The organism is Paraburkholderia sp. GAS206C (assembly GCF_050435645.1).
In the GTDB taxonomy this organism is placed as follows: Bacteria; Pseudomonadota; Gammaproteobacteria; order Burkholderiales; family Burkholderiaceae; genus Paraburkholderia; species Paraburkholderia phenazinium_B.
On the sequence record NZ_JBNDKR010000012.1, the window covers coordinates 20219 to 44475 of the forward strand.

Sequence of the window (24257 nt, forward strand, 5' to 3'; positions counted from 1 at the left end):
GTAGCATTTCACTTCAGTTCAGGTGACGCCATGAAGACGACAATCCGCAGAATGGGCAACTCCCATGGCGTACTGATTCCGAAACCTATCTTGACCCAATTGGGACTGGAGGACGAAGTGGATATGCAAATAGAAGGGAACACATTAGTGTTGCGGCGCCCGCAGAGCGCCCGTGCGGGTTGGGCAGAGGCAAGCCGGTCGGTGGCGGCCGCCGGGAGCGACGAGCTCGTGATGGGTGAGTTTCCGAACGCGGACGACGCGGGGCTTGTGTGGTAGCGCGCGGCGAAGTCTGGCTGGTCGCGCTCGATCCTACGATAGGCAGTGAGATTCAGAAAACGCGACCGTGCGTTGTCGTCTCGCCACCGGAGTTGCACGATCATTTGCGCACCGTCATCGTTGCGCCCATGACCACCGCGGGCAAAGCAGCGCCGTTTCGCGTGCCGCTGACTTTCTTGCGCAAGAAGGGTTTGATTCTGCTTGACCAGATCCGAACGGTCGACAAGACGCGGTTGATAAAAAAGGCAGGGGCTGTATCGGATCTCGCGTTGTCCAACGCGCTGTCGACGCTGCAGGAAATCTTCGCTGAGTGAGACGGCGCTAGGGTAGTGCAGCGTTGCAACGGACATAGCTGCTCTTGACGTGTTGCAATCTTTCGCGTCCGCGCTGTGACGAGCTGCTGCAGCAGTTTCGTTTAACGTGCGCCCGAGACAGACGTAACGCGTCGACGCACGGTCGCCACCCACTGGTCCGGCGAAATACTGCTCAAAGCGATCGCCTTCGCTTGCGGCCACTGTTCACGAACAATGTCAGTTAACACCTGACCGGGCGGAGCTTCAACCACCACCTGCGCACCCATTTCAAGCATCACCGTCAGCGCGTCGAACCAGCGCACGGTGTAACGCATATTCGTCGCGAGATCGTCGCGGATTGCCTCCGCGGTATGCAACGGCCGGCCACCTCGATTGCCCACGTAGACACTTTTTGGTGCCTGAAACGGCACATTCCGTGCGTAGTCGACCAATGCATCGGCGGCTTCCCCGAGCAATTCGCAATGCGAAGGAACGCTCACCGCCAGACGTGTTGCTTTGCGCGCACCGGCGGCAAGTGCGCGTTCAATCAGGGCATCGAGTGCGGCGTCCGCGCCAGCCATAACGATCTGTCTGGGCGCATTGACATTGCCAATATAGACCTGCGGCAGGCCGTCCTTCGTCTGATTTGCTGCGAGAGTTTCCAATTGCCGTTCGGTCAGACCGGAGATAGCGGCGAGTCCGTAGCCTGACGGATAGGCGGTCTCCATCAACTCGGCTCGCTTGTGAACCATGCGCAGCGCATCGGGAAACGCAAGCGCGCCGCAACTGACCGCTGCGGCATAAGCGCCTACGGAAAGACCGGCGCTGATATCGGGGGACAATTGTGCGTCGGCCAGCACGCGAGAGGCGGCAACGCCTGCCACTACGAGTCCCACCTGAACCGCCACGGTGGAGCGTAGCGCGTCGGGTGTGTCGAGCGTTAGCACGTCGATGCCTAGCACCTGTGAAGCTTCATCGATCGTCGCGGTGACGACAGGGTGCTGCGGCAATCGATGCAGGAAGCCTGCCGATTGCGCACCTTGGCCGGGGAACTGATAGGCGAGCGTCATGCTTGCGGAGGCGGCACCGCCCACGGATCGCTAACCAACCGCGGCCCCTGAGCATGGCGCACCATCACACGTGCCTTGCCGGCTGCCCACTCCGCGAGAGCAATTCCGCCCGAGGGAGTTTCCAACTGGACATCGACGCGTATTCCAGCGTGCCGCGCGAACGATTCGAGTTCGCTCAGCAGTTGCGCGGCACGCTCGCGGGAGAGTTTCTGTGCCGTACGGATCAACAGGTCGAGATCGCTCGTAGCTGTGACAGTGGGCGTGCCGGTAGCAAGCTCGAAGCCTGCGCTTCCGGTGGGTCCCCAGGAGAATGCGCGAAACGATTGCGCTTCGTCACGCACGCTGTAAAGCATCGCGAACGCGGGTAGCGCAAGACGTTCCATATCAAGCTGGGAACTCGCACCCAGGAGATCTTCGGGGGCGATCACGGCCTCGATATCATCGGCCTGCGCCCATGTACCGTACCGTTGCGCGCGACCGTTACCGCGCATTCCAACCGCGATGAAACCGGGCGCGGCCGACGCGCGTCTGACCACCGCAAAAGGCGCGTGCGCGAAAGCGGCGCGAACCCAGTCCGGTTCGCCATCGTATGAGGGCAAACGTCGCAGGCGCAGCAGGTCGTGTGGCCGCCAGCGCGTATCGGAAGGGTGTCGTGCAGTGGCGCCATCCACCCCGCCAGAGGCCGCCGCACCAACCTGCGCGGCAAACGCAGTATCAAACGGCGGTGCCGCGCACGTCCGCATTACGCTGCGTCCCACTGTTCCGTCAGCCGCCGCCGCACTTCAATCGAAGCCGCACGGTTCTGCTTCGCAGCGTCCGATTGCAGTCTGTGCGACAGACCGCGGACGTCGTCGCGCGCGCTACGGATCGAATTGCTCAGCACCTGACGCACCTGATCGATCTGCGCGTCGCTCGGCGTATCGGCGTCGACGCCTTTGATCAGTTCGTCAAGCAGACCGAGTTTGGCGAACGAAGCCATCGAATACGACATCGGCACGATCGTTTCGCCCAATGCTTCGAGGGCTTCGACCGTACGGCGCGTGACGCGGGCAGCCGCTTCCTTGCCCATCGCGTGCACCATCGTGCCGGGCGCATCGAGTGCGACGATCCGGTTGGCCTGGTAGCCATGCGCGAGGAACGCGCCCGACATGGCCGGTCCGACAATCAGCGCGACCACAGGATGACCGGCGTCGCGTGCCGATGCGTAAGCATCGACCGCCGACGCACAGGCAAGATGAAGCCCCAGCGTCTCTTCCCGGTAGCCATAGGCCTGGCTCTTGACATCGACGATCGCGACGATAGGCCGGCGCGTGCCGCTTTGCGCATCGTCGGCGATCGCCTTGCGCACCGCGCGGGCGAGCTTCCAACCTTGTTCGAGGCCGACGACGTTATCGGTAGCACGCGGAAAGCGGTTCTGCGGGTCGGGCACCACGGCAAAAAAGTGCGCGGTTTCGTTGCCGAGCGCAGCGGTGCCGCCCCACACCGGAGCGGGGCTGGACGGTTCGCCAGCGAGCGCCCGGAACCAGCGGGCCCCGCGGGTCAGTGAGGTATCGTTCACGCTTCCTCCTTCGAGGACTGAATTGCGGTGTTCGCATGAAACACGGTCCGCATGGTTTCGGGGGTGACGTTGGCCGGATCGACCTCCGCGAGCCGCGCGAGATAGGTGTCGACCTGTTCGCTACGATGCGCGGCCGGTACGCCCAGTTCGAAGGCGCGCTGCACGGCGGCGCGCACGGCATCGGGGTCATCCTCGACGAGCGCATCTGCGAAGCCCGTCAAAGCCCGCTGCTCGCCGCCGATCAACTGCCACACATGACGGCGGTCGCTGGAATCGAGTTCCTCGATACCGGCTTCCTGCTCGATCACTTCGGGTCCGTTCATCCCAAGCCGTCCTTGCTTCGTGACGACCAGATAGGAGCACAGCGCGGCTGCGAGCGACATGCCGCCGAAGCAACCCACCATCCCCGTGATGACGCCGACCACCGGCACATGCCGGCGCAGCGCGACGATCGCCGCCTGCATCTCGGCGATCACGGCGAGGCCCAGATTGGCTTCCTGCAGGCGCACGCCGCCGGTTTCGAACAGCACCACGGGGCGCACCGGTTTGCCGCGTTCGCAGTCACGCAACGCGAGTTCGAGCGCCGCGGCGATCTTGCTGCCTGACACCTCGCCGATGCTGCCGCCTTGAAACGCCGACTCGATCGCGGCCACCACGGCGGGTTCGCCGTCGATCGTACCGCGTGCGATCACACAGCCGTCGTCGGCCTGGCAGACGATGCCTTGCAGCGGCAGCCACGGCGACTCGATCCGGTCGAACGGTCCTAGCAGTTCGCGAAACGTGCCGGCGTCGAGCAACGCACGGGCGCGCTCGCGTGCGGACAGTTCGATGAAGCTGTCGTGCAGCACGGGCGCTGCTTGAGGAGTGGCAACGGTGCTCATGCTTCACCTCCCTGTTCTGCTTCTTCGACCGCTTCGGCGAGCCGCAACGCCACCACGCCGGGCGTCGCGCCGAAGTCGTTGATCTCGATCTGCGCAGCGCCGTCGTAGCGCGTGAAGAAGCGGTCGAGCACGCTCTTCCAGATATGTCCGTAGCCGTCGACGCTGGTGCGCACGATCACGTGCGCAGTCATTGCGGAGGCTGGCGACAACAGCACTTCGAGGTCGCCTGAGCCGACTACGCCGACGTGCGCGCGGGCCGTCACGGCGCGTTGCGCCGGATAATCGAAGGTCAGATTTTCCATGAGGATTGGCTCCCGCCGGTGCTGTGATGCACCAGCTTGTCGATGAAAAGGGTGGCGGCGAGCAGATCGGCTGCGCCGCCGGGGGATGCATTGAGCGTGAGCAGCGCGCGGTCGAGCTCATAAAGCGCGGCCCGACCCGCGACGCTGGCGCTGCCGCCGAGTTCGAGCACCCGCCGCGCGCCTTGCTGGCCGGCGCGCAATCCGGGCAGGCCGGCGCGATGCAACAGGCAGGTGTCGTCGAGCGAGGTCATGATCGTGAGCAGTGCGTCAAGCCGCGCTGATTCTTCGCTCACGCCATTAGCACGGGCCGCCAGCAGCGCCGGAAGACCGATTGCCATGACGTGTGGAAAGCCATCCTGCGCTTCGCGACGAGCACCGCCCACCTGGTAGCGTTGGCGCGCACGCTCGCCGTTGCTATCGGCAACTGCAGCGAAGCGATCGGGAAAGCAGGCAATCTGCGCGGCAAGCTTGCAGACTTTTACCGCGTGCGAGACCCGGGTCGCTGCGGGCGCGTGTGCGTGGCAGTGACCTTCGGAGTTCGAATGAATTGAATCGCTCGCATGGTTTGTAGCGGCTTGCGCGTCGCGTTGCGCAAGTGCTGCGCCCGCAACCAGCAGTCCGACGATCCAGATGGCGCCACGATGCGCATTGCTGCCGCCGGTGGCCCGCATCATCTCGCGTTCTCCAGCGCGGCCGATCTGCGCCAATTCTGCGCGCAAGGTAGCGGATGGCACGCTGTGCCGCGCGGCGCGCGCAAGCGCAACGAAAGTCGGCTCGAGTGCATGAGCGGAGCGCAGCATGATGTCCAGATCGAGATCGCGGTGCGCGCCGCTGCCGCGCTGATCCACCAGCGCGGGCTTGGGCGTCAGTTGCGCCTCTTCGATCAGCGCAGTGACGGCTAGCTGCGCCAACAGTGCGTCGGCCTCAAAGCTGCCTGAAACACTTTCCGGTGTACGGAGTGATGGCGCCGTCGCGCGTGTTGTGCGCGTACCGACCGGCGACGCTTCAGTCCCGGACAGAAGCCGGCCAGAATCGCTCGAGATTCGCGCCGCCGTCACCGGCATTACCGCAGGCGTAGCCATGATTACCAGCTCCGGAATTGCGCCGGCGGCACATACAGACCGCCCGACCATGTCACCAGATCGTCGATGCTGCGCGCGGCCAGTAGCGAGCGCTTCGCTTCACCGCGGCGGATGCCGAGATCCTCGGGATACGCGACGATGCCGCGCCGGCGCAGCTCCGCGGTTTTTTCCGGCTTCGCGCGCAAGCCGATTGGCGTGACGCCGGCTACTGCAGCAAGTGCCGCGCGCCGTTCGTCGATCCCTTCGGCCTTGTGCAAGTGGGCGATGCCTTCCTCGGTGACCACGTGGCTGACGTCGTCGCCGTAGATCATCACTGGGGCGATAGGCATGCCGCTCTTCGCGCCGACTGCAACCGCATCGAGCTCATCGACGAAGGTCGGCTCGCCGCCTTTCTTGTACGTCTCGGCAAGCTGCACGACCAGCTTCTGACCGCGCGAGACCGGCCCTTGATCCTTGAGAAGCTTGAGCCACGCTTCGCTCGAATGACGCCGTCCGCGCGGATCGTGTCCCATGTTAGGGGCGCCGCCAAAACCAGCGAGCCGCCCACGCGTGACCGTCGACGAATTCGCATCCGCGTCGATCTGCAGCGTGGAGCCGATAAACAGGTCGACGCCGTATTGCCCCGCCAACTGGCACAACACGCGGTTCGAACGCAGACTGCCGTCGCGTCCGGTGAAGAACACGTCGGGGCGCGCCTCGATGTACTGCTCCATGCCCACTTCGCTACCAAAGCAATGCACGCTTTCGACCCAGCCGGATTCGATGGCCGGAATCAAGGTGGGATGGGGATTGAGTGTCCAGTTGCGGCAAATCTTGCCCTTCAGCCCGAGCGACTCGCCATAGGTGGGCAACAACAGTTCGATGGCCGCCGTGTCGAAGCCGATGCCGTGATTGAGTGCGGTCACGCCATACGCTTCGTAGATGCCGCGAATTACCATCATCGCGGTCAGCACCTGCAGGTCGCCGATGTGGCGCGGATCGCGCGTAAACAGCGGCTCAACTGCGAAGGGCCGGTCGGCCTGCACGACCACGTCGACCCACGAGCCGGGAATGTCGACGCGTGGCAATTCATCCACGATTTCGTTCACCTGAACAATCACGATGCCGTGCCGGAACGCCGCGGCTTCTGCGATGGTGGGCGTGTCTTCGGTGTTCGCCCCGGTGTAGAGATTGCCGTGACGGTCCGCTTTTTCTGCGCACAACAGCGCAACGTTCGGCGTCAGCTCCACGAACATCCGTGCGTACAGCTCGACGTAGGTGTGGATCGCGCCGATTTCGAGCTGGCCGTCTTCCAGCAGTTGCGCGACGCGCAGGCTCTGCGGCCCCGCGAAGGCGAAGTCGACCTTGTGCGCGATGCCGCGCTCGAACAGTGTCAGATGCTCGGGCCGGCTGATGCTCGAAATCAGCAGATGGACGTCGCGGACCTTTTGCGGATCCACCTTCGCGAACGAGCGCGACAGAAAATCGGCCTGCTTCTGGTTGTCGCCTTCCAGCGCAACGCGGTCGCCTGGGCGGATCAGCGTTTCCAGCGCATCGACGATGCGCTCGCTGCGCAACACGCCGTCTTCGAGCCACGGCGCAATGGCGGCGAGGCGGCGCGCTTTCTCGTCGCGCATGGTGGTCCAGGACCGTGCTGCCGGTGCGGCGGCCGAGCGGGGGGATGGTTGGGCTTGTGGATTCATCGGCGGATTCAGCTCCCGGAAGTTGGAGTGCGCGCGCGTCTCGCGCGCGGCTTGCGGCCGTTGGCTTGCGCGGCTTCGGCCTGCGCGCGTTCGGTCAGGAAACGGTAGAGCAACTCGCCGGTGCCGAGCAGATGCGCGGTCAACAGCGAGCGTGCAGCGGGGATGTCGGCGCGGCGCACCGCGTCGAGTATTTCCGCGTGTTCGCGATCGGACTCGTCCTTGTACAGCGGTAGTCCGAATTTGAGCCGCAAATAACGTTCGCCGCGCCGATGCAGCGTGGCAATCATTTCCTCGAGTTGCGGTCGTGCGGCCGGCGCGTAGAGGCTCATATGAAACTCCTCGTTGCGGGTCACATAGAGCGCCGGATCCATCTCTTTCTCCGCAGCGCGGCACAGCTTTTCCGACTCACGCAGCGTTGCAGCAGTGTGGTGCGGAATGGCGAGGCCGACGGCGAGACTCTCGAGCGCCGAGCGGATCTCGTAGATTTCGCGGGCTTCGTCCGCCGACAGCGGCGCGACCGTCGCCCCTTTGTGGACGGTTACCTTCGCCCAGCCTTCGCCTTCCAGTTGACGCAGCGCTTCGCGCACGGGAATTGCGCTGACCGAGAAATGGCGGGCAATGGCGTCCTGCCGCAAGGGGGCGCCGGGGGCCAGCGTGCCTTCGACGATCGCCGTACGCAAAGCGTCTGCGATCACGCGTGACGTGCTGGCCCGCGGCGTGGCCGCTACGGGCAGAAAGGGGACGCGCGCAGCGCTGTCCAGGGGAAAACCATCGGTTGCATCGTTCATAAGTTCAAATATTATATATGAAATGACGCGTTTTGCACGAGGGAAATCCAGGGTCCGAGAAGCAAGCGGACTGAAGGGACCGCGTTCAGAAAGTGTCAGGGGCTGTCTGGCAAAAGCCCATGTAGTCGCCGCACGCACGCTAACCCGTTGTTAAGAATAGGCAATTGGCAATCCAACCGTAGTATCGGAGGAGCATGATGAATTCAATCTCGGACCGCGCGCGTGTCGCGCGGCATCGCACGCCACTAAACCGCTCGCAGATCGCAGGGTTCTGGGGCGCATGGGCGGGCTGGACGCTGGACGGGATGGATTCGTTCATCTACGCGCTGGTTCTCACCCCCGCGCTCACCGAACTGTTGCCGCGCTCGGGCTATGCCGCGACACCAGCCAACGTCGGGCTCGCCGGGTCGATCCTGTTTGCGCTGTTTCTGATCGGCTGGGGGCTATCGTTTATCTGGGGGCCGCTCGCCGACCGCTTTGGCCGTACCAAGGTGCTGGCCGGTACGATCTTCACGTTTGCAATTTTTACGGGACTTTCGGCGCTCTCGCAGAACGTCTGGGAGCTGGCCATCTTCCGGTTTATCGCGGGCGTGGGGATCGGCGGCGAATGGGCGCTGGCTGGCACCTATGTGGCCGAGGCGTGGCCGGAGGACCGTCGCAAGATGGGGGCGGGCTACCTGCAAACCGGTTACTACGCCGGCTTCTTTCTGGCTGCGGCGCTCAATTACACGGTCGGGGTTCACTACGGCTGGCGCGCGATGTTCCTGACCGGGGCAGTGCCGGTGGTCGTCGCAATCCTGATCTTGCTGCGTGTGAAGGAGCCGGAAAAATGGCAGAAGGCGGAGCCGCAAGCCGTGCGTAGCAGGCCATTGCGCGAGATTCTCGGTCCCGTGTACCGGCGCCGCACGTGGGTTGCCTGCGCGTTGTTGACGATTGCGATTATCGGTCTGTGGGCGGGCGCGGTGTATGAGCCGTCGGCAGTGATCCAGCTGGCGACGCGCGCAGGAATGGGTAAGCCGGATGCGATCCGCACGGCGTCGATCGCAACTGGGTTGCTGTCTATTTCGACGGTTCTCGGGTGTCTTGCGCTGCCGCCGCTAGCGGAACGGATCGGGCGTAAAAAGACTCTGGCGATTTACTTCGCCGGGATGGCGGTGGCAATCGCGGGCAGCTTTGGGTGGTCGTTTTATATGCCTAACGGACTGGTGCCGTTTATCGCGTGGTTGTGTGTGCTGGGGTTCTTCGGCGGCAACTTTGCGCTGTTCAGCCTGTGGCTGCCGGAGCAGTTCGAAACGCGTGTGCGGGCCACGGCGTTTGCGTTTTGTACGTCGTTCGGACGGTTTGTCGGGGCGGGTGTGAACTTCCTGCTGGGCGCGGCGGTGCTGCATATGCATACGCTCGGTATTCCGGTCGCGCTGACCGCGGTGGCGTTTGTTATCGGGCTCTTCATCATCCCGTTTGCGCCGGAGACGAAAGGGGAAGTTTTGCCGCAGTGAGAAGCAGCGGAAAGCTGTCCTGCGCACGTCGATAGCCAATCGGCCAGGTGGTGCCTGGCCGTGATACACGGCATGCTTCTGATTGTTAGCGGGCGTGCAACATCTTTGGCCGTATGCTTGAGGTGTTGTACGGATTTCTGTACAATGAACTCCGGGTCGGGAGTTTCCGATTCGCGCTCGTCAGTGGACTTGCTCGCTTTGCCGCCGGGCTTTGTTCGCCGCAGGAAATACCGCTAACTTTTTTATCAGGAGCGGCCGGAGGCACGCCTTCGGGCCGGATAAGCCATGAACACCCTTACTTACAGCGAGGCCCGTGCTGGCTTTAAGCAAGCGATGGACGACGTCTGCCGCGACCACACGCCTATGCTGATAACCCGGCAAAGTGGCGAACATGTGGTGATGGTTTCGCTCGAGGACTTCAGCGCCATGCAGGAAACCCTGTATCTGCTGAGCTCTCCGAAGAATGCCGAACGGCTTGTACGTTCTGTCGCCCAGATCAATGCACGCAAGGGTACGCCGCGCACACTGCTAACAGATGAGCAAACAGAAAGCCCGAAACAAGGAGACCGTGAGGTCTGATAGTGTTTTTGTCTTTACGGATGAAGCTTGGGAAGACTATTTGCATTGGCAGAGAGTCGACCCCAAGGTATTGCGGAAGGTCAACGAACTGCTTGAAGAATGCCGGCGTGACCCTTTCAAGGGCGCGGGCAAGCCGGAGCCCCTGGTTGGCAATCTGACGGGTTTCTGGTCACGCCGCGTGAGCCTTGCTGATCGCCTGGTCTATATGCCGCAGGACGGATTGATCTACGTCGCCGCCTGCCGTTTTCACTACGACGATTGAATGGAATCCGGGCGCCGCGCCGCCCGGTTCTTTCGTCTCAATCCGTCGAACGACTCGCCCTTACCCCACGCCGCAAAATCGACACGAGCGGCCACCCAAGATTGACGCCAAGGCTCGCCGTCACAATCAACGCCATCCCGGCCAGTTGCAATGGCGACAGCGCCCGCCCATAAACAACCGCATCCACGACGATCGCGGTTAGCGGATAAACAAACAGTAGTACCGCGATGATCGGCGTGGTCAGCTTGGGCAGCGCGCCGTAAATCAGCACATACGACAGCCCGGTATGCAGCACGCCCATGCCGACGAGCCAGAACCATTGCTTGGGCTCGATATGGGCCACCGAATGCAGCGGCGCAATAAACGCCAGGCAAACCACACCAACCAGACACTGAGCGAGCGTCAGCAGATGCGGGCGCAACTGACCGAGACTCTTGGCGATCAGCGTCACGCTTGCATAGAGCACTGAACCGGCCAGCGCTTCGCCCACACCGATCAGATAACCGGCATGCCCTTGCAGGTTTTCGCTGGTGGCCACGCCCGAAGCCAGCACGAGTCCGACAAACGCCGTCGCGATCCAGCCGAGCCGGTCGCCGCCGAGCCGCTCGTTGAAAAGCGCCGCACCCATCAGCACGACCCAGAACGGCTGCACATGAAACACCACGGTCGCGACCGCGATGCTGGTGCGGTGAATGGCATCGAAGAACCAGACCCATTGGGTCACCATCAGCGCACCGGACAGCACGGCGAGCAACACCATGCGCAGCGTAAATTGCTGCGCCCTGAAAAACCCCTTCCACGCGCAATAACCCGCTAGCGCGAGAGATCCGAACAGGCAGCGAAAGAACACCATCGTCATTGCATCGAGACGCGCTTCCTCGACGAAGATGCCGATCGTCCCCATCAGCAAACCACCGCTGGCGAGGGTGATGGCGCCTTGTTGACGCGAGGTGAGTGACATGCAGAACGCTCCGTGACCGAGACCCTGGTCGAGTATCGGGGACTTGCGAGGCAACGACAAACGAATAAAATTGAGAAATCTGATAAGCCGGGCTTATAAATCATGAACCCTGAATTCGACGTGGATCTGTTGCGTACCTTCGTCGCCGTGGTCGAGACGGGTAGTTTCACGAAGGCCGCGGCGACCGTGCATCGCTCGCAGGCGGCGGTCAGCATGCAGATCAAAAGGCTCGAAAGCATGCTCGGCACGACGCTGTTCACGCGTGACACCCGCAACCTGGCGCTGACGCGGCCAGGCCACACGCTGCTCGAATACGCGCGGCGGGTGATCGATCTGCATGAGGAAGCGTGGTCGGCGATCGTACGGCCCGAGGTGACTGGGCGGGTCGTGCTGGGGGCGCCAGACGATTACGTGTCGTCGTTGTTGTCGCCTGTGCTCAGGCGCTTTTCGAATCTGTACCCGCAGGTCGAGATCGAGATTGTCTGCGCGCAAAGCACGGCACTCGCGCCGATGCTGGCCGACAACAAGATCGACCTCGCATTCGTCACCCGCGATCGCAAACTGCGCGGCGAATTTGTGCGCAGTGAGCCGATGGTGTGGGTGGGGGCGTCGGAAGATACGCCGGTGCTGGCGGCCTCACCATTGCCGGTGGGCTTATACGAGCCGGGCTGTGTAGCCCGTACGCATACACTGGCTGCGCTCGATAAAGCGCGGATTCGTTACCGTGCCGCATACAGCAGCGCCAGTCTGCTTGGCCTCGTGGCGACCGTGGATGCCGGATTGGCAGTCATCGCGCTGACTCGCTGCAGCGTGCCGACACGTCTTGCCATCCTCGGCGACGCGCATGGCCTGCCGAAGATCGAGCCGCTGGAAATCGTGGTGGCGCGCAGCGCCAAGTCGGACCGCCCGACCTGCGACTATCTCGCGGCGCAGATGATTCAGGATTTGTCGGTGCGCTCGCAGTCTCGCGCCTCGGTGGCTGCGCCATCTGCCTTGACGCGCGAGGACCGCGCGGCGGACGTTCAGGCGCGGGCGTAGGCGGTCACGTCGCCGTCGATGGCGAGCCTCACGCGCTCGCCCGGTTGCGGTGTCCGGTAGCCCGGCACGCGGGCGCGCACCACCGTCCGCGCCGCCGACTGCAACTGCAGCGCAACGCCGGCATCCTGTCCCTGGAAGGTCACGTCCTGCACGATGGCATCGAACGAAGCGGTCCCATCCGGCGTGGTTTCGTTCGCGCGCCACAGACGGATCTGTTCGGGGCGAACCATCACGTCGACAGCGCCGTCCCGTGCCGGCGCCGATAGCGTCAACTCACCCAATTCACACGTAACGCGATCACGGGCGGCAACCCCCTGCAGCAACACCGCCTCGCCGATAAACGAGGCGAGTTCGCGCGTCACCGGACGACGGTAGATCATCTCCGGCGTATCGGTCTGGATCAGCTTGCCTTGCCACAGCACTGCGACTTCGTGGCCCAACGAGAGCGCCTCGGATTGATCGTGCGTCACCAGCACCGCAGTGGCGCCGGCCGCGGCCAATGCGCTGGCCACCGCCTGGCGCGTTTCGAGGCGCAGGGCGGCATCGAGCGAGGAGAACGGTTCATCGAGCATCACAAGCGTCGGCGATGGCGCCAGCGCGCGCGCCAACGCCACCCGTTGCTGCTGACCACCGGAAAGCTGCTGCGGCGCGCGGTCGGCAAACGTCGCCGGCAGGCCCACGAGCTCGAGCAGTTCGGAGACGCGATGCCGGACGCGCCGTTGCGTGCGCGGCAGACCGAAGACGATATTGTCCGCCACCGACAGATGCGGAAACAGCGCGCCTTCCTGCGGCACATAGCCGATGCGGCGCTGCTCCGACGGCACATGCAACGCATCGCCGACAACCCGCCGGCCGTCGATTTCCACGCTACCGTGGTCCGCGCGTTCGAAGCCGCACAACACGCGCAGCAAGGTAGTTTTGCCGCTGCCGGACGGACCGAGCAGGGCGAGCAGCGTGCCGCGCTCGACGGACAGATCGATGCCGTGCAGCACCGGGTTGCCGTCGAACGATTTTTGCAGGCCGCAGATACGAAGGTCGCTCATGAAAATCCGATGGGGAAAGCGGTAGATTCCACGCAGTCTTAGCTGCGTTCGCCAAGCAGCGCCGAGCGGCCGAGCAGCGCAAACAGCAGGCCCGAGGCGCACAGCGAAATGCCTGTGAGCAGCGCCGCATAGGGCGCAGCAGCGGCGAAGGCCATGGTCGATGTGTCGGACCAGACCTGGGTGGCGAGCGTCTGGGTGCCGATGGGGGAGAGTAGCAGTGTGGCGTTGAGTTCGGTGACCACCGAGATGAACACCATCGAAGCCGCTGCACCCAGACCTGGCCCAGCCAGCGGCAATAGCACGCGAACCAGAGTTTGTCCCCAACCGAGACCGAGCGCACGCGCCGTCTCTTCGAGCCGCGGTTGCGCCTGCATCAGCGCAGCGCGCACACTCACCAGCGCGAGCGGCAGGAACAGGATGGCATAAGTGATGATCAGCAGCGTGGTGCTTTGGTACAGCGGCTGCAACGCGTGCACGGCGAGTGAGACGACTGCCAGCGCAATCACGAGACCGGGAATGCCCTGCGCCAGAAACACGGTGCGTTCGAACAGCGTGGCGAGGCGTCCCGGATAGCGCACCAGCAGGAACGCCAGCGGCACGATCAGCAGGGTGGTGAGGACGGCCGCACCGAGGCCGAAGCCGAGCGACGAAAGCGTCGAGTCGAGCAGCAATTCGGGCGAGACGTCGGCCGGCGTGACAGCGGCGGCGCCGGGCTGCGTGAGCCAGTAGCCGATCATGCCGAGCGGCACGCCGAGCGTGGCGACGGTCAGCGCGGTAAAGCCAGCAACCACCAGCCAGCGCCAGAAGCCGAGGTCATAGCGCAGCACCGCGCGGCGCGTGCCGCGATCGACGCGTTCGTAACGCGCGGCCCCGCGTACGCGGAATTCGAAGGCCAGCACAACGAGACACATCACGATCAGCAGACAGGCCAGCAGCGATGCGCCGGGGCCGTCGAAACTCGTGCGATATTCGGCGTAGATCTCGGTTGTGAAGGTGCGAAAACGCAGCAGCGTGAACGCGCCGAATTCGGACATCACACCGAGCGCGACCAGCAGCATGCCGCCGAGCAGAGCAGGGCGCAGTTGCGGCAGGATCACGCGAAAGAAAGTGTTCCAGCGGCCACAGCCGAGCGAGCGGGCGCTTTCTTCGAGAGCCGGGTCCATGCTGCGCAAGGCAGCTGCGACCGGCAGATAGACCAGCGGAAAATACGCGGACGTAATGACCAGCAACGCGCCGTTGAAGTCCTGCAGATCGAGACTGAACGATACCCACGCATAGCTCGTGATGAACGGCGGCATCGCGAGCGGCGCGGCCATCGCCACGGCCCAGAAGCGGCGGCCGGGCAGGCGGGTGCGTTCGATAAACCAGGCCGCAGCTGTACCGATCACAGCGCAGGCCAAAGTGGCCGACACCGTGATCATCAACGTATTCACAAGCAGCTCGCCGACGAGCGGCCGGAACACCAGTTCGGCCGCCTCGGCGAAGCCAAAACTTGCCGCCCGCCACACGGTGAACGCGAGCGGCAACAACACCAGCAGAGCACTGACCGCGGCAGCAGCAAACAGACCACCAGGCGCGCGCTTGCGCGCACGCGCCGGTTCAGGGACAACAGCCGGCGCTGCGGCTGACACGGCGTCGCTCATTTACAGCAGTCCGGCCTGGCGCAGCAGCTTGCCAGCCTGGCTGTCGTCGCCGAGTTGCTGCACGGTCAGCGTCGGCGGGCTCAGTTCGTTGAACGGCTTGAGGATCGGGTCCGGAGCCACGCCGTTATGCAACGGGTACTCGAAGTCGACATGGCCCTTCGCCATCAGATCCTGAGCGCGTTCGCTGACCAGATAGGCCAGGAACTTCTGCGCGCCTTCCGCGTTGTGCGCCGACTTCAGCACTGCTGCGCCCGAGACGTTGACGAGTGCACCGGCGTCGCCGTTCGTGAAGTGATAAAGCGCGCTACGGGTGGACTTGTCGCCGATTTCGGCATGCAGACGCGCCCAGTAGTAGTTGTTGATGAGGCCGGTTGCAACCGCGCCGCGATTCACCGCCGCCACCACGCCTTCGTCGTCGTCGAAGATCTGCGAGTTGGCCTTCAGGCCCTTCAGCCAGTCGAGCGTCTGCGCTTCGCCCTTCAGCGCGATCACGGCGCTCACGAGCGGCAGGAAGTCGCCGTCGCTCGGGGCAATGCCGACCTTGCCTTTCCATTCCGGCTTGGCCAGATCGAACAGCGATTGCGGCAACTGGCTCGGCTGAACCTTGTTCGTGTTGTAAGCCAGCACGTTTTCGCGTGCGGTCACGCCAACCCAAACGCCGGTCGGCGAATCGAAGCGTGCCGGCACGGCCGCGAGGGTCGACGCATCGACCTTGCCGAGCAGCCCCTTTTCCTCGAGCAGCATCAGTTCGGGCGAGTTTTCCGTGAAGTACACGTCAGCCGGCGACGCCGCGCCTTCTGCAACGAGCTGGGCAGCCAGTGCCGGGCCTTCGCCGGTGCGGATCTTGACGGAGATGCCGGATTGATTCTGGAAGTCCTTCGCGAGCGCGTTGACCACCTGCTCGTGCTGCGCGCTATAGAGCGTGATCGATTCAGCGTGGGCGGCGAGCGGCGCTGCGCTCAACGTCGCCAACAGAAGAGCCGCCGCGCCGCTGATTGCGCGGACACGGTTGCCAAGCCAGGAATGAGTCATGATTCAGAATTCCTTTTGTGATGGTATTTGATCTTTGTTCATACGCGGCGCGCCGCGAGCGACACCGTTGCGGGTGCCGGTCGCGGCGCGAGTGGTGGTCCCGCGCATCCAGCCAAATCTGCTTCATGAGAGCCGCGTGTGGCTTTCACTGCTTACGTTTCGAACAGCCCAGCGCCGATGTACGAACCGGGCTTCGCTCCCGGCGGACAGGCAAACACCGCGCTGCCGACGTGCGTCGTGAACTGGTTCATCATGTCGAACTTCGAGAGCTTCTCGTTGATCGGGATGAAGCCGGTACGTGGATCGCCCTGATACGCGATAAAAATCAGGCCTGCGTCGTACTCGGTTTCCTGGCGCCATGGCGGCCAGCGCTCGATGTAGAAATTCGAGCCGTCGTTGTACGAATACGAGCGGCGCAGAATCTGCGCGCCGTTGTTGGTGGCCTGGTTCGACAGGCGGACGTGCGAGTTTTCCGGAATGACCGGATTGCCGTCCTTGTCCTGGGCGTCGAGATCGAGCGGCTCGAATTCGTTCTTCTTGCCGATCGGCGCACCGCTGTACTTGTGACGGCCGAACACCTGCTCCTGGAAATCCTCTTCCGTCATGTCCCAGTGTTCGAGCGTGATTCGGATACGGCGCACGACGCTATACGAGCCGCCTTGCATCCATGCGGCATCCTTGCCGTCAGCCCAGACAAACTGGTTCATCAGCTCAGGCTTCTTGATAGACGGGTTGTTGGTGCCGTCCTTGAAGCCCATCAGGTTGCGCGGCGTCTGGCCGCGCGGACCCGACACGAAGCCGGCCTGCCCCCAGCGCATCGTCGCCGCGCCGTAGCACTGGCGCACCAGTTGGCGCACCGCATGGAAGGCTACTTGCGCGTCGTTCGCACAGGCCTGAATGAACAGGTCGCCGCCGGTCTTTTCCGGAATCAGCTGGTCGCCGTTGAAGCGCGGTAGATCGACGAGCGCAGCAGGGCGCCGATCGGCGATGCCGTATCGGTCCTTGCCGCCCGAGGTGAAGAGTCCAGGGCCGAAGCCGAAGGTCACCGTCAGGCCGGCCGCACCGAGGCCGAGCACGTCGCCGGAATCCGGCGCGGCCTTGCCGTCGGGGCCGGGCAGCGCGCCCGCGGGTTGCCCTTGGGTCATGCGCGCGGCCGAGTCGGTCCACGTGCGCAGCAGGGCAATCACATCTTCGCGCTTGGTCGTGGTGAGATCGAGTGCTGCGACGTAGATATGCGCCTGCTGCGGCGTGACGATGCCGCTCTGATGCTCGCCGAAGAACGGTTCGACCGCGAGGTACGGATCGGCGGCGTGCGGCGCTTGCGACTTGTTGAGCGCGGCGTGGGCGACGCCGGTCGCACCCAGGCTTGCGCCTGCGGCGACCGCCGCCCCCCCCGCTTTCAGAAAACCGCGCCGGGCAGGCCGCTTGGGGGGATTTGTATCGTTGGCCATGATTACTTCGCCAGTACCAAAGTGTTCACGTCGTCTTGCACGTAGTAAAAGCCATCGCCGGCCGGCGTCATGACGATGCCGAACAGGTCGCCGTTACCCGGGGGCGATTGCGCCTTGTCGGTGTCGATCCAGCGTGCGTAGATCTGCTTGCCGGTGGCGGGATCGATCTCGACGACCTGGCCGTTCAGCGCGTTCGTCACCAGCAGGTGGTTGTTCGGCGCCACGACCATTGCGAGCGGTCGGTGCAGCAGTCCGTCGGCGGTCAGCTGGCGGCCGACACCGGCGCTGGTGTCGCGCGTCATCGGATCTTCGATTGCGTTGACACGATTGCCGATAGCGTCCGAGACGTACAGCAGCTTCTGGTCGGGCGAGAGCGCGAGGCCCGTCGGTCCGATCAGGAACACGCCCTTGTCGGCCTGCGCGCCAAAGCCGCTGCCGACTACCGTTTCGCTCTTCACGACCGGCGGCTTGCCTTCGGGAATATCGAGTTCGAGACGCAGTACCGTCGCCTGCTTGAACACCGGCGGTTCGCCGTCCGGGCCGACCGCGGTTGCAGCACCCACGCCGAAGCCCGCGTTACTCACGAACAGGGTGGCGCTATTGCCGTTGTCGACAACCGCCATGTTGCCCCAGGGGTCGTTGATGTTCGGGCTGGAGATCGTCGAGACGATCTTGCCTTGCGGATCCAGCACGATCAGGCAGCCGGCGCCCTTGGTGCCGGTGGTGCCGTCATTGCTCGGCGTGCTGCCGACGATGACCCAGCCCGACTTCAGCATGGTCATTGCCGTCGACAGACCGACGCCGCCCGGGCATTCCTTCAGGTCGCGCGGAATCACCGCGAACAGCGACATCTGCCTCGTGTCCGGGTGGTAATCGACGATCGTGCTGCCGGTGCCCTGCAGGTTGGTCGAGTTGTTGAAATTGTCGACGAGCACGTCGTCTTTTTTCACCGTGCCGGCCGTAACCGGCGCGACCACGATCGCGTACGGATTCTGGTCGCCGTTGTCGGGCACCGTGTTGATGAGCGTAGTGTGCTTGTGGACCGTCTCGAGGAATCCTTGCGGATCGGCGTACGCGGTGCCGGCCGCGACCAGCGCAACGGCGCTCGCCGCTGCTGCCATCAGTGCCCGCGTAGCGCGTGGCAAATACTTGCGCCTGGGGTAGTTCATGCTTGAGCCTCCGTGCCTGCGCACAAAGCGTTGAATGCGGTCATGATCGAAAGCATAGTGTCTGGGTTATGAAAGCGGTCAGAACGTGATGTTGGTGCGCACGCCGACGACCAGCGTGTTACGCAGCGGCTGGGTCGGATCCACCGGATTCTGGCCGGCGCCGGCGTTGAACGTGTATTGCGCGTCAGCCTGGATCTGCCACCACGGATTGACCTGATACTGATAGGTCGCCTCCAGCGTGGTTTCCTGGGTGCGCACGCCGTACGGGCCGCCGCTGAACAGGCGGTTTTGCAGATCGAGATTTTCAACGCTGTTGCTGACCTTGATGTACGTCAGCGCGAGACCCACCGTGTCGTTGTCGCGGCCGGGAAGCGGATCCTTCATTACCACGCCGAGGTTGGCCGCGAAGCTAACGAGGTTGCGGTCGCCCGGCGCGCCCATCACGCGTGCAAACACATTGATGGCGCGTGGCTCGTCCGGATCGGGGCGCCAGACCATCTGGTCGGCCACGGCGTAGAAGCTGTAGTCGCCGCGATGCTGCGCGGCAATCCCCGTCGAGTTCGGGTTAGCCAGCGACAAGCCGGTGGTGTCGTAATACTCGTCGGCGAAGCTTTCGGTGTTGTACCAGAAGCCGATCTTGTAGCTGCCGGGCAGGCCGCTGTGACCGGCGCTGACCATTTCTCCATCGCCCGGCTGGTTCAGCGCGTACTGCAGTTCGCCGATATAGAGTGCGCCGTTGTGCAGGTTGAAATTCGTGCCGCTGATGTTGTTCGGATTGTTGCCGAGCGGATCGGCGTCGAACACGCCCGCGAGTGCGGTCACCGCCGGCGAAAGCTGGCCACGCACGCGCACGCCGAGGTCCGAAAGCGGATACGCCGGGCCGCCCGAGGGCAAGTCGTACGACGGCAGGGCAGGCCAGCCGAACATCGTGTTGACGAACAGGCCCGCGCTCTGGCTGCCGATGAATTCCTGGTCGAGACTCTGCTGCCCGACCTTGACGTCCATCTTGTTGTTCAGGAAGGACTGCTGGTACCACAGCTCCCACAGACGCGTCGTGTCCTGGGCTTCGATCCCGCTCGCGGTGTTCAGTGTGCCGAGATTGTCCGCGCTCAGGTTCTGACCGTGGATGTTCAGTGCGCTGACGTTGAAAAGGCCGCCCTGCAGACCAAATGCCTTCTTCGTATCGACCTGGACCGTGGCCGTGGTCAGGCCGTCATAGGTGCCGCCGGTGTTCAGGCCGCCGCGCGCGTTGTAGAGGTATTCGCTGGTCTCGGTGAGGGCGAACGTGATGCCGTACTTGCCGAGCCAGGGACGCAGGCCGCCGATGTCGCCGAGCAGGTTGCCCCGGTTCCATACACCGGTCCATTGGCTCGCGGGCTTCGCCTGAATGCTCAGGTCGGCTTCGGGCGCATCGTTCGGCGTGGCGTCGGGGTTGGTCTCGGCCATCGCGGTGGCGGCCGTCAAAGAGGCCCATGCGAATGCCGTGTAAAGTGCCATGCGACGCATCGAGGGCAAACCTGGCGAGCGTGCGGCGCGACCGCGCGGCGTGGCATTCCTGAACAGACGTACGCTTGACGCGAGTCCGGTGGGCTGGGCGAACTTCATCGAAATCCTTATTGTGTTGTATCGACTGTTCCGGCTAATTGCAGCGAGTGTCGATAGCCGGACTTTCCGCGCATTGCCGCTGCGGGTCGCGACGCCTCAGACAGCAATGCCGAGATCGTACGCATGCGGAATAGGTGCGTCAATACAAATGAGAACGATTCGCAACAATATTACTGCAGTGTAATTCGTATCTTTACGGTTGCTGGAATTTATTTGAGGCTTTGTTATTTTTAAGTAAATTAAACGTAATTATTTTGTATGTTATTTGGGGCCTTTGATTTCGATCTGCGTTTCGTTGTGCATACCGCTTGTCAGCGGCGTGTCGCATGCGTAGCTCAACCTGTTACAACTGTCTGGCGGCGCCGTTCGCGTCGAGCCGTAACATTCGCGTCCCGCAGGCCGCTTCAGTCGTTCCAACCGTTCCAGGATTCACTTTCATGTCAAACGCGCTCGACCTCGATCTGTATTTCGCCCGTATTGGCTATCAGGGCCCGCGTGCCCCGACGCTCGCGGTGCTGAGCGAACTGCACCGCCTGCATCCGCTTGCGATCCCATTCGAAAATCTCGACTCGTTTAGCGGCCGGACGGTCGCGCTCGAACTGCCGGTGATTGTCAGCAAGCTGCTCGAGCGCCGGCGCGGCGGATATTGCTTCGAGCAGAACAAGCTGTTCGCCCATGTGCTGATGCAACTGGGCTTTCGCGTGACGCCGCTGATTGCGCGCGTATTGTGGGGCTGCGAGCCGGGTGCGGTCACGGCTCGCACGCACATGCTGACGCGCGTCGATATCGACGACACGGCATGGCTCGCCGACGTCGGTTTCGGCAGCATGACGCTGACCGCGCCGTTGCGTCTCGAGGCGGGCATGCCGCAAGGTACGCCGCTGGAAACGTTCCGGCTCGCCGATGCGTCGCACGGTGCGCTTGACCTCGAAGTGCAGTTGGGCGATACCTGGGCGAAGACGTACCGCTTCGATCTGCAGCGCGCCGAGTGGATCGACTATGAGGTGGCGAACTGGTACACGTCGGCGTGGCCGCAGTCGAGGTTCGTCAATCATCTGATTGCCTGCCGGGTCTTGCCGCAGGGCCGCCTTGCGCTGTTCGACCGGCGTCTGACCGAACGCGGTGCGAATGGCGAAGTCGTCAGCGAGCAGGTGCTCGAGTCCGCCGCGGAGCTTGCGGCGTGCCTCGTCGAGCGGTTCGGCTTTATGTCTGGCGAGATCGACGCGCCGCGTCTTTTCGAGCGGGTGCGGGAGCAATAGCGCGACATCGGCGCGTCTTTGCAGGATCAATCCTGGAGCCTGATGCGATGATCATGCGACTGCTGGTTCAAATGGTGGCTTCGTCCGTCGTGATGGCGGGGCTGCTGTTCGGCGCGGCGGGCACGTTGCATTGGGCCGGCGCCTGGTGGTTTCTGCTCGAATGGGCGGTGCTCGGGACGTGGATCGGCCTGTGGCTCGCCCGGCACGATCCGGCGTTGCTGGCCGAGCGGCTCAAGCCGATCGTGCAGCGGCAACAGAGCCGCTGGGACCGCGTTTTCATGGCGTTCACCGGCGCGATCTGGATCGGCTGGATGATCCTGATTGGCCTCGACGCCGGGCGTTTTCACTGGTCGGCTGTGCCGGGCTGGCTGAGCGTGATCGGCGCGCTCGGGATATTTCTCTGCCTCTACGGCTGCCGTTATGTATTCCGCGCCAACAGCTTCGCCGCGCCTGTCGTCAAGATTCAGTCCGATCGCGGCCACACGGTCAGCGATACCGGCCCCTATGCCTACGTCCGGCATCCGATGTACGCGGCGGCGCTGCTGTTCCTCGCTGGTACACCGCTGCTGCTCGGGTCGTGGTGGGGGCTCCTGTGCGTGCCGCTGCTGATTGCCGGTATCGGTTATCGCGCCGTGCGGGAGGAGCGCATGCTCGCCGAGCAACTCGAAGGCTATGCCGACTACGCGGCGCGCGTGCGCTATCGGTTCGTGCCGTATATCTGGTAGCCGGCGCCCAGTTCACATCTTCGGTCTCACATCTCCCGGTCAGATCTCCTGCTCGGGTCACGTCGGCGCATCCGTGCACCAGCACGGCACATCTTGCGCCATCAGGTGAACCTGTCTAGACAAAATGCACCGCGACGGCGCGTCTGACGGGTACTTTTCAACTCCTTCAGGCTTTTAAATATTCGCCTTTAGCCTTGTTTTATAGGGCTTACCCGAAGGTTTGAGAAAAATTTCATGATTCTGCTTGCGACGATTTTTTTACTCATGCAGACTTGTCTAGTCAATTCAGCCGGGTGAATGGATCACTCGGCTAGCTGGATGGTGTTCCCTCAATCAAAGGAGTTTCGACGTGAAGGTAAAGCGCACTACGTTGGCTAAAGCATTGATTGGCGCCGTCCTCGGCGCAGCGACCATTCTCGCGGCGCCCGTGCAGGCGAAAGACTGGAAATCGGTGACCATCGCCCTGGAAGGCAGCTACGCGCCGTGGAATCTGACGCTCCCCGGCGGCAAGCTGGGCGGCTTCGAGCCCGAACTGGTGGCGAACCTGTGCGCGCGCATCCAGTTGCAATGCAACCTGGTCGCCCAGGACTGGGACGGCATGATTCCGGGTCTGCAGGCAGGCAAGTTCGATGTGTTGATGGACGCCATCTCGATCACGCCGGAACGCGAAAAGATCATCGCCTTCTCGCGCCCTTATGCAGCCACGCCGGCCACCTTCGCCGTGACCGATACCAAGCTGTTGCCGAAGTCCGGGCCGACCAGCGCCGTGCTCAAGCTGACGGGCGACCCGAAAACCGACCAGCCGACCGTCGACGCGTTGCGTAAGGAACTGAAGGGCAAGACCATCGGTATCCAGTCCGGCACGGTCTACACCAAGTTCATCAACGACGGCTTCAAGGACGTGGCCACGATCCGCGTCTACAAGACCTCGCCGGAGCGCGACCTCGATCTCGCAAATGGCCGTATCGACGCCTCGTTCGACGACGTGACCTACTACGCCGGCAACGTCGACAAGAAAGAGACTGCGTCGATCGTGATGGCCGGACCGAAGATCGGCGGCCCGATCTGGGGTCCGGGCGAAGGCCTCGCGTTCCGCAAGCAGGACGCCGACCTGAGGGCGAAGTTCGACACCGCAATCGCCGCGGCACTCGCCGACGGCACCGTGAAGAAGCTCTCCATGAAGTGGTTCAAGACCGACGTCACGCCTTGAGCGGCGAGTGCGCGAGCGCGGCGACGCCGCCTCGCGGACGAAGCCGTGACCGCGTGCCTGCACGTGCGGTGAAGTTGGCACGTGCAGCGTGACTGATACAACGGATAGGACGAGGAGTAGGGTATGACTCTTATCGGGATGCTCGGCTTCGGGCCGGATGGCTGGGGCGGCGTCGTGCTGCTGGCAGCCTTGATGACCGTCGCGCTGACGCTCGCGGCGCTCGCTGTCGGCGCGGTGTTTGGCGCACTGGTGGCGGCGGCCAAGCTGTCGCGTTTTCGCAGCTTGCGCATCGTCGGCGATTTCTACACGACGGTGTTTCGCGGCGTACCCGAACTGCTCGTGATCTATCTGTTCTATTTCGGCGGTTCGACGCTGGTGACGACCATCGGTCAGTGGTTCGGCGCCGACGGTTTTGTCGGCGTACCGCCTTTCGTCATCGGCGCGCTCGCGGTAGGGATGATTTCCGGTGCGTATCAGGCCGAGGTTTACCGCGCGGCCGTGCTGGCGGTCTCCCGCGGCGAGCTTGAGGCGGCCCGTTCGATCGGCATGTCCACGCTGACGATGGCCCGTCGCATTCTGATTCCGCAGGTGTTGCGCTTCGCATTGCCAGGCATCGGCAATGTATGGCAACTGAGCTTGAAGGATTCCGCGCTGATCTCGGTCACCGGCCTTGCCGAACTGCTGCGCGCGAGCCAGATAGCGGCAGGCTCGACCCATCAGTATTTCACCTTCTTCGTCGTGGGCGGCGGCTTGTATCTGCTGATGACGAGCATCTCCAACCGGATCTTCAATCACGCGGAAGCGCGTGTGGGCCGGTCCTTCCGCCGCAATTTCGCGCGCAACTGACGAGGC

Annotated in this window: 25 protein-coding genes; 10 read left to right on the forward strand and 15 right to left on the reverse strand. The window is 63.4% G+C overall.

Annotated elements, in window-relative coordinates; translation table 11 throughout:
• Positions 1 to 30 precede the first annotated feature (30 nt).
• Together P3T20_RS30130 and P3T20_RS30135 are read left to right on the forward strand one after the other, a co-directional pair.
• Positions 31 to 276 (forward strand): AbrB/MazE/SpoVT family DNA-binding domain-containing protein, encoded by a 246-nt coding sequence (locus P3T20_RS30130; RefSeq protein ID WP_074268224.1) that lies wholly within the window; start codon positions 31 to 33, stop codon positions 274 to 276.
• Positions 270 to 590, forward strand: coding sequence for a type II toxin-antitoxin system PemK/MazF family toxin (locus P3T20_RS30135; RefSeq protein WP_074268225.1), 321 nt, complete (start codon positions 270 to 272; stop codon positions 588 to 590). The genes P3T20_RS30130 and P3T20_RS30135 overlap by 7 nt, the downstream gene beginning before the upstream one ends.
• A gap of 101 nt (positions 591 to 691) precedes the next feature.
• On the opposite strand, the gene mdcH is transcribed toward P3T20_RS30135, so the two are convergent.
• From mdcH to P3T20_RS30175, 8 genes are read right to left on the reverse strand one after another with little or no spacing between them, the layout of a single operon-like run.
• Positions 692 to 1639: a malonate decarboxylase subunit epsilon gene (gene mdcH / locus P3T20_RS30140; RefSeq protein WP_074268226.1), complete on the reverse strand. Its 948-nt coding sequence runs from the start codon at positions 1637 to 1639 to the stop codon at positions 692 to 694.
• Positions 1636 to 2382 carry a malonate decarboxylase holo-ACP synthase gene (locus P3T20_RS30145; protein ID WP_074268227.1) on the reverse strand — a complete coding sequence of 249 codons (747 nt, stop codon included), beginning with the start codon at positions 2380 to 2382 and terminating at the stop codon, positions 1636 to 1638. The genes mdcH and P3T20_RS30145 overlap by 4 nt, the downstream gene beginning before the upstream one ends.
• Positions 2382 to 3197: a biotin-independent malonate decarboxylase subunit gamma gene (mdcE, locus tag P3T20_RS30150; RefSeq protein ID WP_074268228.1), complete on the reverse strand. Its 816-nt coding sequence runs from the start codon at positions 3195 to 3197 to the stop codon at positions 2382 to 2384. Before mdcE ends, P3T20_RS30145 begins: the two co-directional genes overlap by 1 nt.
• Positions 3194 to 4078 (reverse strand): biotin-independent malonate decarboxylase subunit beta, encoded by an 885-nt coding sequence (locus P3T20_RS30155; RefSeq protein WP_074268229.1) that lies wholly within the window; start codon positions 4076 to 4078, stop codon positions 3194 to 3196. The genes mdcE and P3T20_RS30155 overlap by 4 nt, the downstream gene beginning before the upstream one ends.
• A complete protein-coding gene (locus P3T20_RS30160; RefSeq protein ID WP_074268230.1) occupies positions 4075 to 4380 on the reverse strand; it encodes a malonate decarboxylase subunit delta in 306 nt (101 codons plus the stop codon). Before P3T20_RS30160 ends, P3T20_RS30155 begins: the two co-directional genes overlap by 4 nt.
• The gene (locus P3T20_RS30165) at positions 4368 to 5462 is read right to left on the reverse strand and encodes a triphosphoribosyl-dephospho-CoA synthase (protein WP_429288689.1); all 1095 of its coding nucleotides are present in this window, start codon (positions 5460 to 5462) and stop codon (positions 4368 to 4370) included. Before P3T20_RS30165 ends, P3T20_RS30160 begins: the two co-directional genes overlap by 13 nt.
• A gap of 2 nt (positions 5463 to 5464) precedes the next feature.
• On the reverse strand, positions 5465 to 7144 hold the full coding sequence (mdcA, locus tag P3T20_RS30170; RefSeq protein ID WP_429288690.1) for a malonate decarboxylase subunit alpha: 1680 nt from the start codon (positions 7142 to 7144) through the stop codon (positions 5465 to 5467).
• 8 nt (positions 7145 to 7152) lie between these two features.
• Positions 7153 to 7932 carry a GntR family transcriptional regulator gene (locus P3T20_RS30175; protein ID WP_429288691.1) on the reverse strand — a complete coding sequence of 260 codons (780 nt, stop codon included), beginning with the start codon at positions 7930 to 7932 and terminating at the stop codon, positions 7153 to 7155.
• A 194-nt stretch (positions 7933 to 8126) separates the two neighbouring features.
• On the opposite strand from P3T20_RS30175, the gene P3T20_RS30180 reads away from it, so the two are divergent.
• The 3 genes from P3T20_RS30180 (at position 8127) to P3T20_RS30190 (ending at position 10269) form a co-directional block, all read left to right on the forward strand.
• Positions 8127 to 9428: an MFS transporter gene (locus tag P3T20_RS30180; RefSeq protein ID WP_429288692.1), complete on the forward strand. Its 1302-nt coding sequence runs from the start codon at positions 8127 to 8129 to the stop codon at positions 9426 to 9428.
• Positions 9429 to 9713: 285 nt separating this feature from the next.
• Positions 9714 to 10007, forward strand: a complete 294-nt coding sequence (locus tag P3T20_RS30185) for a type II toxin-antitoxin system Phd/YefM family antitoxin (RefSeq protein ID WP_429288693.1) — start codon at positions 9714 to 9716, stop codon at positions 10005 to 10007.
• A complete protein-coding gene (locus tag P3T20_RS30190) occupies positions 9964 to 10269 on the forward strand; it encodes a Txe/YoeB family addiction module toxin (protein WP_143787690.1) in 306 nt (101 codons plus the stop codon). Before P3T20_RS30185 ends, P3T20_RS30190 begins: the two co-directional genes overlap by 44 nt.
• Positions 10270 to 10306: 37 nt before the next feature.
• On the opposite strand, the gene P3T20_RS30195 is transcribed toward P3T20_RS30190, so the two are convergent.
• Complete coding sequence (locus tag P3T20_RS30195) at positions 10307 to 11230, reverse strand: DMT family transporter (RefSeq protein ID WP_074268237.1); 924 nt, start codon at positions 11228 to 11230, stop codon at positions 10307 to 10309.
• A gap of 102 nt (positions 11231 to 11332) precedes the next feature.
• Here P3T20_RS30195 and P3T20_RS30200 point away from each other — a divergent pair, with 102 nt between their 5' ends.
• Positions 11333 to 12268, forward strand: coding sequence for a LysR family transcriptional regulator (locus P3T20_RS30200; protein ID WP_074268238.1), 936 nt, complete (start codon positions 11333 to 11335; stop codon positions 12266 to 12268).
• Here the strand turns inward: P3T20_RS30200 and P3T20_RS30205 are convergent.
• The 6 genes from P3T20_RS30205 to P3T20_RS30230 form a co-directional block, all read right to left on the reverse strand.
• A complete protein-coding gene (locus tag P3T20_RS30205) occupies positions 12253 to 13311 on the reverse strand; it encodes an ABC transporter ATP-binding protein (protein WP_074268239.1) in 1059 nt (352 codons plus the stop codon). The two genes, P3T20_RS30200 and P3T20_RS30205, sit on opposite strands and share 16 nt — an antisense overlap.
• Before the next feature lie 38 nt (positions 13312 to 13349).
• The gene (locus P3T20_RS30210; protein WP_074268240.1) at positions 13350 to 14954 is read right to left on the reverse strand and encodes an ABC transporter permease; all 1605 of its coding nucleotides are present in this window, start codon (positions 14952 to 14954) and stop codon (positions 13350 to 13352) included.
• Complete coding sequence (locus tag P3T20_RS30215) at positions 14955 to 15986, reverse strand: iron ABC transporter substrate-binding protein (protein ID WP_074268241.1); 1032 nt, start codon at positions 15984 to 15986, stop codon at positions 14955 to 14957.
• A 152-nt stretch (positions 15987 to 16138) separates the two neighbouring features.
• On the reverse strand, positions 16139 to 17437 hold the full coding sequence (gene efeB, locus P3T20_RS30220) for an iron uptake transporter deferrochelatase/peroxidase subunit (RefSeq protein ID WP_074268242.1): 1299 nt from the start codon (positions 17435 to 17437) through the stop codon (positions 16139 to 16141).
• 2 nt (positions 17438 to 17439) lie between these two features.
• Positions 17440 to 18606, reverse strand: a complete 1167-nt coding sequence (locus P3T20_RS30225) for a hypothetical protein (protein ID WP_074268243.1) — start codon at positions 18604 to 18606, stop codon at positions 17440 to 17442.
• Positions 18607 to 18684: 78 nt separating this feature from the next.
• The gene (locus P3T20_RS30230; protein WP_429288694.1) at positions 18685 to 20211 is read right to left on the reverse strand and encodes a carbohydrate porin; all 1527 of its coding nucleotides are present in this window, start codon (positions 20209 to 20211) and stop codon (positions 18685 to 18687) included.
• Between the two features lie 437 nt (positions 20212 to 20648).
• Here P3T20_RS30230 and P3T20_RS30235 point away from each other — a divergent pair, with 437 nt between their 5' ends.
• The 4 genes from P3T20_RS30235 (at position 20649) to P3T20_RS30250 (ending at position 24251) form a co-directional block, all read left to right on the forward strand.
• Positions 20649 to 21470 (forward strand): arylamine N-acetyltransferase family protein, encoded by an 822-nt coding sequence (locus P3T20_RS30235; protein WP_429288695.1) that lies wholly within the window; start codon positions 20649 to 20651, stop codon positions 21468 to 21470.
• 47 nt (positions 21471 to 21517) lie between these two features.
• Positions 21518 to 22195 (forward strand): methyltransferase family protein, encoded by a 678-nt coding sequence (locus P3T20_RS30240; protein WP_429288696.1) that lies wholly within the window; start codon positions 21518 to 21520, stop codon positions 22193 to 22195.
• Between the two features lie 349 nt (positions 22196 to 22544).
• A complete protein-coding gene (locus P3T20_RS30245) occupies positions 22545 to 23405 on the forward strand; it encodes a transporter substrate-binding domain-containing protein (protein WP_074268247.1) in 861 nt (286 codons plus the stop codon).
• Between the two features lie 123 nt (positions 23406 to 23528).
• On the forward strand, positions 23529 to 24251 hold the full coding sequence (locus P3T20_RS30250) for an ABC transporter permease (RefSeq protein ID WP_074268248.1): 723 nt from the start codon (positions 23529 to 23531) through the stop codon (positions 24249 to 24251).
• Positions 24252 to 24257 lie beyond the last annotated feature (6 nt).

Bases quoted from the DNA above. Each gene is read 5' to 3' on its own strand.
- mdcH (WP_074268226.1), bottom strand. From the start codon at position 1,639: ATGACGCTCGCCTATCAGTTCCCCGGCCAAGGTGCGCAATCGGCAGGC.
- P3T20_RS30185 (WP_429288693.1), top strand. From the start codon at position 9,714: ATGAACACCCTTACTTACAGCGAGGCCCGTGCTGGCTTTAAGCAAGCG.
- mdcA (WP_429288690.1), bottom strand. From the start codon at position 7,144: ATGAATCCACAAGCCCAACCATCCCCCCGCTCGGCCGCCGCACCGGCA.
- P3T20_RS30180 (WP_429288692.1), top strand. From the start codon at position 8,127: ATGATGAATTCAATCTCGGACCGCGCGCGTGTCGCGCGGCATCGCACG.
- P3T20_RS30175 (WP_429288691.1), bottom strand. From the start codon at position 7,932: ATGAACGATGCAACCGATGGTTTTCCCCTGGACAGCGCTGCGCGCGTC.
- P3T20_RS30235 (WP_429288695.1), top strand. From the start codon at position 20,649: ATGTCAAACGCGCTCGACCTCGATCTGTATTTCGCCCGTATTGGCTAT.
- P3T20_RS30230 (WP_429288694.1), bottom strand. From the start codon at position 20,211: ATGAAGTTCGCCCAGCCCACCGGACTCGCGTCAAGCGTACGTCTGTTC.
- P3T20_RS30240 (WP_429288696.1), top strand. From the start codon at position 21,518: ATGATCATGCGACTGCTGGTTCAAATGGTGGCTTCGTCCGTCGTGATG.
- P3T20_RS30225 (WP_074268243.1), bottom strand. From the start codon at position 18,606: ATGAACTACCCCAGGCGCAAGTATTTGCCACGCGCTACGCGGGCACTG.
- P3T20_RS30160 (WP_074268230.1), bottom strand. From the start codon at position 4,380: ATGGAAAATCTGACCTTCGATTATCCGGCGCAACGCGCCGTGACGGCC.
- P3T20_RS30155 (WP_074268229.1), bottom strand. From the start codon at position 4,078: ATGAGCACCGTTGCCACTCCTCAAGCAGCGCCCGTGCTGCACGACAGC.
- P3T20_RS30210 (WP_074268240.1), bottom strand. From the start codon at position 14,954: ATGAGCGACGCCGTGTCAGCCGCAGCGCCGGCTGTTGTCCCTGAACCG.
- P3T20_RS30130 (WP_074268224.1), top strand. From the start codon at position 31: ATGAAGACGACAATCCGCAGAATGGGCAACTCCCATGGCGTACTGATT.
- P3T20_RS30250 (WP_074268248.1), top strand. From the start codon at position 23,529: ATGACTCTTATCGGGATGCTCGGCTTCGGGCCGGATGGCTGGGGCGGC.
- P3T20_RS30190 (WP_143787690.1), top strand. From the start codon at position 9,964: ATGAGCAAACAGAAAGCCCGAAACAAGGAGACCGTGAGGTCTGATAGT.
- P3T20_RS30145 (WP_074268227.1), bottom strand. From the start codon at position 2,382: ATGCGGACGTGCGCGGCACCGCCGTTTGATACTGCGTTTGCCGCGCAG.
- P3T20_RS30165 (WP_429288689.1), bottom strand. From the start codon at position 5,462: ATGGCTACGCCTGCGGTAATGCCGGTGACGGCGGCGCGAATCTCGAGC.
- P3T20_RS30215 (WP_074268241.1), bottom strand. From the start codon at position 15,986: ATGACTCATTCCTGGCTTGGCAACCGTGTCCGCGCAATCAGCGGCGCG.
- P3T20_RS30200 (WP_074268238.1), top strand. From the start codon at position 11,333: ATGAACCCTGAATTCGACGTGGATCTGTTGCGTACCTTCGTCGCCGTG.
- efeB (WP_074268242.1), bottom strand. From the start codon at position 17,437: ATGGCCAACGATACAAATCCCCCCAAGCGGCCTGCCCGGCGCGGTTTT.
- P3T20_RS30205 (WP_074268239.1), bottom strand. From the start codon at position 13,311: ATGAGCGACCTTCGTATCTGCGGCCTGCAAAAATCGTTCGACGGCAAC.
- P3T20_RS30195 (WP_074268237.1), bottom strand. From the start codon at position 11,230: ATGTCACTCACCTCGCGTCAACAAGGCGCCATCACCCTCGCCAGCGGT.